Source organism: Segatella copri (assembly GCF_026015625.1).
GTDB classification, from domain to species: domain Bacteria; phylum Bacteroidota; class Bacteroidia; order Bacteroidales; family Bacteroidaceae; genus Prevotella; species Prevotella copri_H.
In genome coordinates this window covers 97186-109496 of the sequence record NZ_JAPDVG010000002.1, presented here as the reverse complement: position 1 = coordinate 109496, position 12311 = coordinate 97186, and the positions used below count along the sequence as shown (strand labels likewise).

General features: G+C 39.6%; 15 protein-coding genes and 1 pseudogene. All 16 read left to right on the top strand.

Going from position 1 to position 12311, the window contains the following annotated elements:
* Positions 1–166 precede the first annotated feature (166 nt).
* Positions 167–334 (top strand): ABC transporter ATP-binding protein, encoded by a 168-nt coding sequence (locus tag ONT19_RS16045; protein WP_153117795.1) that lies wholly within the window; start codon positions 167–169, stop codon positions 332–334.
* 1 nt (position 335) lies between these two features.
* Positions 336–839: a DUF6169 family protein gene (locus tag ONT19_RS16040; protein WP_194256958.1), complete on the top strand. Its 504-nt coding sequence runs from the start codon at positions 336–338 to the stop codon at positions 837–839.
* Positions 840–1219: 380 nt separating this feature from the next.
* Positions 1220–1813, top strand: coding sequence for a Panacea domain-containing protein (locus tag ONT19_RS16035; RefSeq protein ID WP_264953506.1), 594 nt, complete (start codon positions 1220–1222; stop codon positions 1811–1813).
* Positions 1804–2274 (top strand): hypothetical protein, encoded by a 471-nt coding sequence (locus ONT19_RS16030; RefSeq protein ID WP_153081443.1) that lies wholly within the window; start codon positions 1804–1806, stop codon positions 2272–2274. The genes ONT19_RS16035 and ONT19_RS16030 overlap by 10 nt, the downstream gene beginning before the upstream one ends.
* Positions 2275–2690: 416 nt before the next feature.
* Positions 2691–2960, top strand: coding sequence for a hypothetical protein (locus ONT19_RS16025; RefSeq protein WP_264953505.1), 270 nt, complete (start codon positions 2691–2693; stop codon positions 2958–2960).
* Positions 2961–3599, top strand: coding sequence for a hypothetical protein (locus tag ONT19_RS16020; protein WP_264953504.1), 639 nt, complete (start codon positions 2961–2963; stop codon positions 3597–3599).
* A gap of 464 nt (positions 3600–4063) precedes the next feature.
* On the top strand, positions 4064–4540 hold the full coding sequence (locus ONT19_RS16015) for a hypothetical protein (protein ID WP_264953503.1): 477 nt from the start codon (positions 4064–4066) through the stop codon (positions 4538–4540).
* A complete protein-coding gene (locus ONT19_RS16010) occupies positions 4540–5001 on the top strand; it encodes a hypothetical protein (protein WP_119229822.1) in 462 nt (153 codons plus the stop codon). The genes ONT19_RS16015 and ONT19_RS16010 overlap by 1 nt, the downstream gene beginning before the upstream one ends.
* Positions 5002–5385: 384 nt before the next feature.
* Positions 5386–5625 carry a hypothetical protein gene (locus ONT19_RS16005; protein ID WP_117695786.1) on the top strand — a complete coding sequence of 80 codons (240 nt, stop codon included), beginning with the start codon at positions 5386–5388 and terminating at the stop codon, positions 5623–5625.
* Between the two features lie 5 nt (positions 5626–5630).
* The gene (locus ONT19_RS16000; RefSeq protein WP_117729061.1) at positions 5631–5918 is read left to right on the top strand and encodes a type II toxin-antitoxin system YafQ family toxin; all 288 of its coding nucleotides are present in this window, start codon (positions 5631–5633) and stop codon (positions 5916–5918) included.
* Positions 5919–6565: 647 nt separating this feature from the next.
* Positions 6566–6838 carry a hypothetical protein gene (locus ONT19_RS15995; protein WP_006849550.1) on the top strand — a complete coding sequence of 91 codons (273 nt, stop codon included), beginning with the start codon at positions 6566–6568 and terminating at the stop codon, positions 6836–6838.
* Positions 6829–7173, top strand: coding sequence for a type II toxin-antitoxin system RelE/ParE family toxin (locus ONT19_RS15990; RefSeq protein WP_006849551.1), 345 nt, complete (start codon positions 6829–6831; stop codon positions 7171–7173). The genes ONT19_RS15995 and ONT19_RS15990 overlap by 10 nt, the downstream gene beginning before the upstream one ends.
* Before the next feature lie 960 nt (positions 7174–8133).
* Positions 8134–8295, top strand: a complete 162-nt coding sequence (locus tag ONT19_RS15985) for a hypothetical protein (RefSeq protein WP_217315410.1) — start codon at positions 8134–8136, stop codon at positions 8293–8295.
* Between the two features lie 498 nt (positions 8296–8793).
* Entirely contained in the window at positions 8794–10632 is a 1839-nt protein-coding gene (locus ONT19_RS15980; RefSeq protein ID WP_264953502.1) for a hypothetical protein, read from the top strand.
* A gap of 88 nt (positions 10633–10720) precedes the next feature.
* Positions 10721–10906 carry a hypothetical protein gene (locus ONT19_RS15975; RefSeq protein WP_264953501.1) on the top strand — a complete coding sequence of 62 codons (186 nt, stop codon included), beginning with the start codon at positions 10721–10723 and terminating at the stop codon, positions 10904–10906.
* 366 nt (positions 10907–11272) lie between these two features.
* Positions 11273–12274, top strand: a pseudogene (locus tag ONT19_RS15970) (mannose-1-phosphate guanylyltransferase).
* Positions 12275–12311: the final 37 nt, after the last annotated feature.

The following is a 12311-nucleotide window of genomic DNA, read 5'->3' as shown; positions in this document are numbered from 1 at the left end:
AGAGCAAAGGTTCCTTTAGCTTGTATTAAGTGATGCTTACAACACATAGCTATGGGAATAAAATCAGCGTGAGATCAGGACATGAAGTAGAAACACCTCCGAAAATTTGGTAGTTTCAAAGAAAACCCTTATATTTGCACAAAAAAAATAAAATTTGGAGGTTAATATGGATACATTGAATAAAGAATTTTGGGAGAAGCGTGATGCTGCGATGAAAAGATTCATGGCATCAAAGGAAAGAAAAAGAAAGCGTATGGCAGAGTTAGAGCAGATGCTCCGTCAGGATTATTTAGCTCGTACAGGAGAAGAGCCAAAGTTTGTAAATGTTTGGTGACATGAAACAGCTTTCTTTGAAAACAATCAATGCCTCTTCACCGTATGATGTTATGATGGTAAATCCAAATACTTACCGTTTCGTAACAGATTATAGCGTTGAGATTGCTATTAGCTTTGATCTTGATGACTTGCTGGAGCATGGCGAGGCATACATGTTTAATATCACGAATGTGAATAAGCAACGTTCACCTCGTGATATGAAGGTGCGAGATACCGTAATTGCTATCATAGACAATTTCTTTGAGACAAACGAGTTTGCTCTCCTTTATATATGTGAAACGGGCGATAGAAAGCAAGCTATGCGAAATCGCCTGTTTGATTCTTGGTTTGCTTATGCTAATGACAAAGAACAATATGTCATTATGGTTGCTAATATCCAAGACTTGGAAGGAGTAGATAATTACGCAGCAATGATTCTAAGAAAAGATAATCCGCATTTTGTAGATTACGTGTCAGAATTCAACAATACTGTTAATATGTTTATGTTGAAACCCGAACATTAGCCAGGCGTTCTTCATCAGCAAGTAATAGCCTGGCGGTCCCATCCCGCACAACCTGGCGAGGGCTTTGATGCCCCGCCAACCTTAGAGCGTAGCGGTTCTGAGCACCGGAGGGCGGTTACATCCCTTGCCCTTTTGGAAAGGGCGAGGGCTTGGGAGTGGGTTAAGGACCCCCTCTTCGCAAGAGGGGGACAGGGGAGTCGAAAAATGTTATAGTGCTTAGCTGCTTATTACGAAGCATGCAATGCTGAAAGATTTCGCTTCATCATTCGATATCACCGTAGATCTCTATAAGTAATTGGGCGGTGTTGAAAAAACACCCCAAAAATTTGGTAGTTTCACAGAAAACCCTTATTTTTGCACCTAAAAAAGGAGATACAATAATGAAGACAATAGATCAGATTTTGAAAATAAAGGCAGTAGTGCTTTATATACTGAAAGCATTCCCAGAAGGAGTTGATTATATTCATCTCTTTAAGGTAATGTATTTTGCGCAGCAAGATCAGTTGAAAGAGTATGGATTGCCAATCATTTACGATACCTTTGTAGCAAGAAAGCATGGTCCTGTACCAGCTTTAACCTATAAGGTGTTGCGTGGAATAGAAGGCAAGGCAGACCTTTCTTCGCCAGAATTGAAGGATTTTGCAGATTCATTGAATATAGCTAGCTCTCAAGATGGTCATCAACTTGTTCTTGCTTCCAAGAATACGGAATGCGATATGGATGAACTATCTGTAGCTGATGTGAAGATGTTGAATAAATGGATTGAAAAGTGCAAGGATGTAGAATCCTTTGACCTATCCGATAAGTCCCATGAAGACAGAGCTTGGAAACGTGCAAAACGTCAGGCTGACAAGACAGGTGAGGACTCCAAGATAACCATGTATGATATGGCAGCTGCGGCAGGAGCAAGCAAAGACATGCTATGCGTAATTCGTGACCGCCAATCAGTTCAAAAAGCATTGTCATGGATTTAAGGGAGTTGCAGAAATCCTATCTTGATAATCTTCGTAAGGTTACCGAAGATAAATTAGAAATAGGTTCGTTGGTACGAACAGTTATTTCAATAGAAGAAGGCTTGGTCTTCAAGGATGGAAGAAAGCAGAAACCAAAGAAGTTAGTAATTATCGGAGTAGATAAAGTGAAAAAAGTATGTTATGGTTCTGTATTGGTTAATACAAAAATGAGTCCTAAGGCAGCTTATTCCGATTCTTTTCTTTCAGCCCAATATCTTCTTCATCAAACAGATTATCCTGAATTCTTGAAGTATGATAGTTTTGTTGATTGTGGCATGCTCTTTTCTATCCCATTAAAGAAATTGATGGAAGGAGAGTATTTTGGAACTTTGACCTCCCAAGATCTCCAAGGCATCTTTGAGGTACTTAAAACAACCGAAACTCTTACTAATAAGGAAAAGAAGAGATTTGGAATCGTTTGATAAATCTTAAAAATCTGTGTACTCAGCGAAATCTGTGGGACATTAGAAAGAATAAACTCCCCCATTCGAGCGACGACAAGCGCAGAGCGATACTGCAATGAGGAACAAATATAACATTTTTCAAAAAACTGATAGGTGTAACTACTTGGAATATAGTGGGGATGCTGTATTGGTGATATACCTTATTCGTGTAATTCGTGCAATTCGTGTTCCGAAAAAAAATGCGTAATTCGTGTGCAGAGAAATATCTATTGCTGTGAGGCATAGTGACGACTGTTGCTTGCAACGAAGAAATCTGTGTTAATCTGTGAGATCTGTGGGAGCTTAAGAAAATATTCAAGAAATCGCTTGGCGTTTTCGAAAGAAAGTCGTATATTTGCAGTCGAAAAGATATAAAATAATAGGAGATAGGACTTATGATTAACGATAGAAAAGAAGCCATATTGTTTATTGCAAAGAAACAACATGGTGGCAAAAGAGAATTGATCGGCGAGATTGGAGAAAAATTCTTCAATCAATTCTGTCGTATGGGCTTTATCAAGAAAGGCATTACAAAAGATAAGTTGGAACAATTAAACTCTACTTGGCAAATAACCAAGCTTGGCAAGGAGCAGGAAAAATTCTATCGTGAGCCAACTCGCTTGGAACGACTAGATGGACAATGCTTTTATGCTTTAGGAGTATAAATGATGATTAAGGCTTTGACAAACCCCATATATCATTATGTCAAGGGATTTTATCATGAACATAAGAATCATACGGATGACTGTGATTCCATTCTTGATGCTTATGTATGTACGAAGGAAAGCGACTCTCAGATTTCTTCTCCAGACAACAAGCCTTTAATATTTTATTTGCGCCAATATGAAAAACGATTCCGAGACTTTACTGAACAATTGGAATTTGATGCATCCTATCTTATGAGTATCTTGGATTCACCAGATTATCGTGATGTCTTGTACAAGGAAAAGTTTGAAAGTTTTGATGCAAGATGTATAGATATCTTAGGGGAGGTTGTCTATTATCGTGCTTTATTGTATTCTCATAACAATGTTTCTTATCACAAAGCTCTTGGTGATAACCATACGCTACAGGCATGTGCATTTAATACAGACAATGCTATAAATAATATAAAGGTGATAAAGGAGAGAGTGGAAAATGTCTTTCAGGGCAGACGAGCTAATGCTACATTAGTTCATATCAAGATGGCTAATGACATGCTTGTTGCAGGAGATAAAATCTCGAAGTTAAGTGTGCGCTTGGGATGGCTTGGTGCTATTTTGGGAGTGCTAAGCTTATTACTTGGTATCATTTCTATATTATAAATGCTCAACTTCTTGAAGTCTTCTGTTCATATCACAAGGCAAAGAGAGGATGGAAGTTGTTTGAAATCCGTGAGATCCGTGAGATCCGTGAGCGACTAAGAAATAATATTGAGTGTTGATTTTTGAACACGAATCTCCCGAATCTCTCGAATCTTTAGAGACTAAGCAACATATTCGTGTAATTCGTGCAATTCGTGTTCCGAAAAAATGCGTAATTCGCGTGCAGAGAAATATCTATTGCTGCGAAGCTTAGTGAGAACCGTTGCTGCAACGAGAGTATCTGTGCAAATCCGTGAATTGAAAATCGGCGGCCGAAGGGAGATTTGTCCACCGGACCCACTGACCAGTGGGAAGTAAAGCCAAATCTGTGGGAGATTAGAGCAAGGATCAAAAACTCCTCCAAAAATTTGGTAGTTTCACAGAAAACCCTTATATTTGCAGCCAAGAATTAGAATATTACGATTATGGCAACATTGGTACTCGATAATACATTATATCAAGGCTATGCAACGATAGCAGAGCAGAATAACATCAGTGTGACTGATGCTATGGCAGAAGCTTTACGATTATTGAAGCAACACTTGAATAAGAAACCAAGTCTTTCGTTAAGACAACGACTTGAGAAGCGAATTCTTGAACTTCGAGATTTGCCGGCAAATTGGGATTATGCGGGTTCCCCTTCCATATCATCAGAAGCATGTGATTATTCTCAGAAGGTTGTTGCATGTTGTAGCGAATCGTTACTTCAAGGATTAGCAATATTCCCAAATACCAATGGCTATATATTAATGCAATGGAAGACCTCCAAAGGAGACGCCTGTTTATCTATTCTTAGTGATAGGATAGTGTATGATGTCAATTATGGAGAGATAGAGAAAGAGGGCATCCTCCCACTTTCGGAACTCCCTAAATTTTTGGAAGTCTTAAAGAACATAGCCTAATGGAATGTGATATAACATTTGAGAAACCAGTATTGAAAGATTTGGAGGAGATTGCTCGATTGTTGTCTTCTCCAGCCTTTTATGATGAAAATACCCATCAGTTGAATTTTGCGGCATTTAATCTTCGACGTTTTACGAATGGTGAAGTAGAGTCTTATGTCTCATTGTCCAGGCTGTCTTTTATAGACCAAAAGCATTTGAATAAAAAAGGTAAGTATGTTTTTAAAAAGACAGAAAGCCATTATGTGGGTTATGCTCTTTTTACTCCAAGTTATTTAGCAAACTTACATGATAGATTAAGAATATATCCTGTTAAAGCAGGTCTTAATGATCATTGTGGTATGTTTTTCTTGGATAAGGATAAGAAGTTAATCTGTGATGACTTGACGATTCGTCCTTATACATTAAAAACGTTACGCTCTCTTTGTGACTTATTGCAAGCTAATGTTGTTTTAAAATAGGGGTAGTACCCAGCACCTTTAGCAAGATAATAGGAAGGCGGTCCCATCCCGCACAATATGGCGAGGGCTTTGATGCCCCGCCAACCTTATAGCGTAGCGGTTCTGAGCACCGGAGGGCGGTTACATCCCTTGCCCTTTTGGAAAGGGCGAGGGCTTGGGAGTGGGTTAAGGACCCCCTCTTCGCAAGAGGGGGACAGGGGAGTCGAAAAATGTTATAGTGCTTAGCTGCTTATTACGAAGCATGCAATGCTGAAAGATTTCGCTTCACCATTCGATATCACCGTAGATCTCTACAAGTAATTGGTCAGAGTTGAAAAAACTCCCCCAAAATTTGGTAGTTTCACAGAAAACCCTTATCTTTGCTGCGAATTAAATATAGAAGTTATGGCACAGTTAACATTACAGATAGATAGTCCATCTTTGTTGGAGCAATTAAAGAATGTCCTCTCTCTTATGAGAGGCGTTAAAATAGTTTCAGACTCCCCAGTTTCAAGGAGTGCTGCTTTGGAAGATGTTCCAAACGCAGAAACTTTGGCAGCAATGAAAGAGGCTGAGAGTGGTCATGATGCGGGAGTAGTTCGAGTAGATAGCTTAGAAAGTTTCATGGCATCAATGGAGGAATAGGGTTTATGAAAGAAATTCGAAAGACCTCGCAGTTCAAGAAAGATTATAAGCGTTTTAAGAATGATAAAGAATTTGTAGAAACGCTTATGGGGATAGTTAAGCTTTTGGCAGAAGGCAATCAGATACCGGAAGAATATAATCCTCATTCTTTGAAAGGCAACTGGAAGAACTATATGGAATGCCATATAGAAAATGATACACTTTTGATTTGGTTTGATAAGAACAATAATGCAATAGAATTAGTTCGTTTAGGTTCGCATTCTGAATTATTTGGTAAAGGACGTAAGCGCTGATCCCCAGTAACAGACAGGCGGTCCCATCCCGCATAACATGGCGAGACCTTTGACGGTCCGCCAACCTTATAGCGTAGCGGTTCTGAGCACCGGAGGGCGGTTACATCCTTCCTCCTGAGGAGGAAGGCTTGGTTAGAGGTGGAGCTCCCTTTGGCTAAAGGGAGACGGAGGGATTCGAAAAAACCTCTTTAACGGTAAGGAAGGACGGGGTGATTTTCGAAGAGCGATACTGCAATGAGGAACCAAATAAAATTAAACACCATCGTATTCAGCACAACTCAAAAGATCTGCGTCATCAGCGAAATCCGCGTGCCCTTAATCCCCCAGACCGCACAGGTCTAAGAATCTGTGTTATCAGTGCAATCTGTGGGACTTAAATCTGTGTCATCAGCGAAATCCGCGTGCCCTTAATTCCCCAGACCGCACAGGTCTAAGAAATCTGTGTTATCAGTGCAATCTGTGGGACATTAGATAGAATAAACTCCTCATTCGAGCGCCGACCAGTGCAGAGCGATACTGCAATGAGAAACAAATAGATTGCTAAAATAAAAATAGTTATTTAATGAAGATTTTCTCTTAAATCCTTGGTGATTACGAAAGAAAGTCGTAAATTTGCAGACAAAGATTAAAATAAAGGAGAATGTATTATGTTGATAAGTAATGTATCACAAGATAGAACCATTCCTTATTGGGATGAAATCAGGAATTTAAGCATTGAGGATAAATATTCCTTGATAGCTAAAATTGAGTCTTCTTTGGGCGATGTTGATATAAGTGAGTCGACTAATTCGATTCATGGGATACCACGTGAGGTGATGATTGCAGCTGCAGAATATGCTCTGAAGGAAAATAGAGCAGGTCGCTGCATTCCAAATTCGCAAGTTGAGTCTTTTATCAAAGCAAAAAGAGGATGGAAGTAGTTTGGTCTGACTTGGCTTTGACGCAGTTAGATGAAGTCATGGACTATGTGGAAGAACATTTTGGCTTATTAACCTCTCAAAAAGTTCTCCATAATATCTTGGAAAAGACAGATGAACTGGCTCAATATTCCACACATGGCATATATGATGCTCGCTACACTTCGTGGGTATCTGGTCAGGATATGGTTATACGCCACTTGTTGTTAGCTCCAAACCGTGTCTATTATTTGATAGATGGCGAGCAAATTGTAATTATGGGGATAGTTCATGTCAAGCGGTCTCCGCAAGCCGTAACTTCCATGATCAAACGCTTTTTAGAAGAATATGACAAATAGGTAAGTCTTCAGAAAATTGATGCTGTCAGCAACTGTTCGGAAATTCCGAACAGTTAGTAAAGAAGGTAATCGTATGATTACACGTAATATGGATTACTCCGCCATAACCCTGATGGGTACCTCTCCTGAGGTAATCCTCTCAAAAGTAGAATAAAAACAATATTCCTCATTCGAGCGACGACAAGTGCAGAGCGATACTGCAATGAGGAACAAAAATGGTGGTCTCAACCAGCAAGTTATAGCAAGTTGTCCCCTGGCGGTCCCATCCCGCACAACATGGCGAAGACCTTTGATGGTCCGCCAACCTTAGAGCGTAGCGGTTCCGAGCACCGGAGGGCGGTTACATCCCTAATCCCTATGGTAGGGATTTAGGGCTTGGGTATAGGGTAAGGATCCTCCCGCAGGGGTTTCTGTCCCCTACAAGGGGAACCGAAAGGGTCGTAAAGACTATTGAAGACAGGTGGGGCATAAACAGTACCGAGTAGGGCGGTTACATCCTTCCTTTCTGAGAAGGGAAGGCTTGGTTAGGATGTATCAGGTATATCTGCTATCATCACAAAGGTTGCAACCAAACGAAAGATGGAGAAACCACCACACAAATCTATCTCAATTCTATCAAAAGCTCAGAAGTAGATGATGCCAACGCCAAAATACTGGCAGCCCTATAAGCCACAAAAAAGAATAAAAAGAGGGATATTGTAAAATGAACCAAAATGAACCATTTTTCCTGAATCTTTACATGAGAGATACAGAAAAACCGAAAACCTTCGTTCAATCAACGACTTAGGAAATTATGTACGAAAAGAATAGTAAAATAATGTTGATTTTCGTAGAATGATATTAATTTTTTAACACGCATAATTTGCTAGTTTCCAACAATTATCGTATTTTTGCAAGGAGATTCTGTGTCTCTTAAATCGAGATTCAGATGAACGTCATCAAAAAACGAACTTGATTCGCATGATGAAAGAGACAAATATACAATCACAGGTTACGTCCACTATTGCAGGGGACGACGGCGAAGCCATGGCAAAAAGTGAAGGATATGTAGCTGAAAATGGTTTTGTAGCAACAGATCCGACGCACTTTGGAAAGACGTATCATGATAAGCAGTCGAGGTAAACGTGTTGTCCGTGAGGCTGTTTTCTTACCACCTTTGTCTTTGTGAGAGTTGAGGACAAAAATCTTAATGAAATCCGCTTCCGCTCCGATGTTTATAAGATGCTTTCGGAACCAGGCAAAAGTGCTCCATATGCTATCCCTGATAGCAAATTCGACAATTTCAGCGAGCGAGAGTTTGAAGAAAAGGTTGCCCCACATGTTACTATGTTGATAAAACAGATGAGGTGAATGAGTGCGCTTAGGCAATCCTTCACCCTAAAAGATAATGCAAACGAGCGCAATGAAAGCTGGCTTTCAAATTGCCGAGTGCAGTTTATCTTCTGCAAAACGATACAATAATCACTTTTTTCAAAATTGTTATGTGTGTAACTACTTGTAAAATAGTGGGGACGCTGTAATGGTGATATACATCCCTCTTCGTGGTTATTTCTTACGATGTAATACATTCGATGAAAAATAGGTTTTCCCCTTATGGGATGGTCATAAAAACTATCGGTTATGCAACAAATAATAGATATAGTACAAAGATTGATGGAAGAACTGGATGTTACAGTCTTAGGTCTTTTATGTGGTGCTTTTATTTTTATTCTTGGAGTTATCATCTCACAGTATAAATTAGAGAAATGCTTTCATCACAGAAGGGTATGGTCTAGGCTTGCTGTGTCTCTAGGCTTACTGATTTTAGCTGTATGCATGAATTCCTATGTTGAGGCTACTTTGGTATTTTCATTGCTCGTTTGTTTGACAATTTTCCTACCACTTCCCCATGAATTACTCATCATATATTATTATAAATCCCATCTTGACGATCTGGATAAGGGAAAGTATCGTGGTTGGCTTGTTACTACAAGTGCAAAACTGCGTTTCTATGCATTAAGAATAAAGGCTTGCCATGACGAGGTCGACAGGCAAAATGTCCAGGTGGAATTTCTTGATGAAGCAAAGAAATGGGATTTATTTGATTATGAGTATAAGCAATATTACTTACCCCATCTCGATGTTTTGTTCAAAATAGGAGCGGTTAAGGCTTTTGAGTCTGAATGTGTGCGTTTATCCAGATTCAAAGACAATAGCTATATGTTGTGTTTCCAGACATACTTGGCACATAATGCTTTTGACTATGAAAAAATGGTAGAGTATGAGTCCAAGAACACCGATACATCTGATGAGTCTCAGCTAGTTTCGCTCCTTAACCTACTATGTGCATATGAGGCTTCTGGAGAGAAAGAAAAGATGAAGCCTATAGTTGCAAAATTACTTGAGTATAAGAAAAAAGGGATAATTCATATTGAAATGTACCGAGATTTGATGCATTATTATGATGAGATTTTATGCGATAAGGTTGCTGGAGATAGACTTGCTGATGAAATTGTGAAAATGAAGTTGGCTAGATTTGGTGATTTTCTAAATCTTTTAGATGTAGCTTTTATGCATTATAGAAGAGAAGGCAATCAGACCAAGATAAATACCCTGTTGGATAAAATTCTGTCAGATAATGATTTGATGCAACATGGTGAGAATCAATTGATAACAAGGATAAAACTGATGTATGTTATTTTTGATAATGGATATAAATGGCAGGAATATTCCTTCAAGCTGTTTTTCGATAGGGAAAGATATCTGAAATGTAGCTATCGGGTTGGAGCTTTATTCGTCAAGGAATCCCTTCGATTGATACGGGATGTTAATGCATTGACGGGAAAAGGGCTTCAGCAGAATTTGTTGTCAGATATGTTTGTAGATTTCAGTCGAAATTGTGAACGCTACTTATCGGAAATTGATTCGGATTTAGCTACATTGGATGAGCGATTTCTGTATAGGTACATAAGTTTATTGATGTTGAAACAGGAATTATTAAAATTTATGGCCGATGATGATCTTGTTCTTGTGCGGAAGAATAATGATGAGATATTTGAAAGAATTAGGGCTAGATGTGAGCACAATGGTAATCAAAGGGAATTGCTTCATTTCTTAGTGGTTCAGATTGATGATATTCTTTCTATGAATAAGCAGATTCTTGATTATGTGTCTGCTAATAAGCAATTTACCTTATCTCAGAAATTTATTGATTATAAAAGTCATTGGGATGCCTATTTAAATTATGCAGAGAATCTGATATGTGATGTAGTTAAGATTTTGCAGTCTAGAAATTATGACAAGTCGTTAGCTTACTATGTCCTCTATACAGCCTATTTTTATAATTTGATAGGTAATGGCAAGCGTAGTGTATTTTTCCTTTCTCAATTTGAGAGATATGGAGTAGATTTAAAAAACTGGACAGTGCCTATACAGGATTTGTATGCCAAAATAGCGATAAGTAAGACAAGTAAAATTTAATATTAAAACATAAACATACAATATAATTGTTTAATCTCAGTAAATTCATAGGTCAGTATGTGACCAAGCGTGAAACAAGTATAATATTATGAGCGAGGAACAATACAACGAATTGCTGAAAGCCTACACAAAGGAGGCTTTGGCAAGCATGATAAAGGCAGATATACACAGTAGGTTTCCTGAGCCTTATGCCAGTATGTATTGCCAGCAGTTTGATGATTTCAAAAACGTTGCAGATTTCTTTGAATTTGCGGCAAAGTTAATGAGGAGATAATAATATATATAACTAGTCTTTTCTTTTTGCTGATCCATGTAAATAAGGCTTAAGGTTAGGTATAGAAAGCCCAGCATCAAGGCGGTCCCATCCCGCACAATATGGCGAAGACCTTTGATGGTCCGTCACCCTTAGAGCGTAGCGGTTCTGAGCACCGGAGGGCGGTTACATCCTCTCGTTCCTGAGGAAAGAGAGGCTTGATGAGAAAGGTGGAGCCTTCCTTAAGGGTAAGGAAGGACGGGTAGGTTTTCGAAAAAAGTCTTTCCTTGCAGGAGAGACGGAGAGGTAGAAAAAACTCCTTCTTTAATGGTAAAGAAGGACGGGATGATTTTAGAAAATCTTTAATATTAAAGAAAGAGATTTATGATGGATACACATATTATAATCATGGCCGGAGGCGTAGGTAGCCGCTTTTGGCCAATGTCAACCCCCGATTACCCAAAGCAGTTCATTGATGTGATGGGTGTCGGCCTTTCCCTCATTCAATTGACAGTAGATAGATTGAAACCAATCTGTCCTGTCGAAAACATGTGGGTGGTGACCAATGAGAAATATATCAGCATTGTCAAGGAGCAAATCCCTGACATGCCAGTAGATAACATATTAGCAGAGCCAGAGGCTCGCAATACAGCTCCATGTATTGCTTATGCCTGCTGGAAGATTCAGAAGAAGCATCCTGATGCCAACATCGTGGTGACACCATCCGATGCCCTGGTCATCAATACCTCGGAGTATCAGCGAGTGCTCAGCAAGGCATTGAGCTATACATCCGATAAGAACGCCATCGTTACGATCGGTATTAAGCCAAGCCGCCCAGAAACAGGCTATGGCTATATAGCCTCAGCAGAGCCAACATCCGTAGATGAAATCTACAAGGTTGAGGCTTTCAAGGAAAAGCCAAACCTGGAGACAGCCGAGCAATACCTTGCCGCTGGCAATTACTATTGGAATGCCGGAATCTTTGTATGGAACATTGATACCATCAGCAAGGCAATCCGCACCTTCCAGCCTCAGCTAGCCAGCATCATGGACGAGATGGCACCTTCTTTCTATACTGAACAGGAGAAAGAGGTGGTCGGCAAACTCTTCCCAACCTGCGAGAAGATAAGCATTGACTATGCCGTGATGGAGAAGTCTAAGGAAATCTATACCTTGCCAGCCGAATTTGGCTGGAGTGACTTAGGCAGCTGGGGTAGTCTTCGTACCTTGCTTCCACAAGATGAGGCAGGCAATGCCAAGGTAGGCAAGGACATCCGCTTGTATGAATGCAAGAACTGCGTGGTTCATGCAGCCGATGAAAGCAAGGTGGTAGTTTAAGGCTTGGATGACTATATCGTAGCCGAAAAGAATGGACAACTGTTTGTCTGATCTTTGAAAGAGGAACAGAGAATTAAAGAATTTGTAA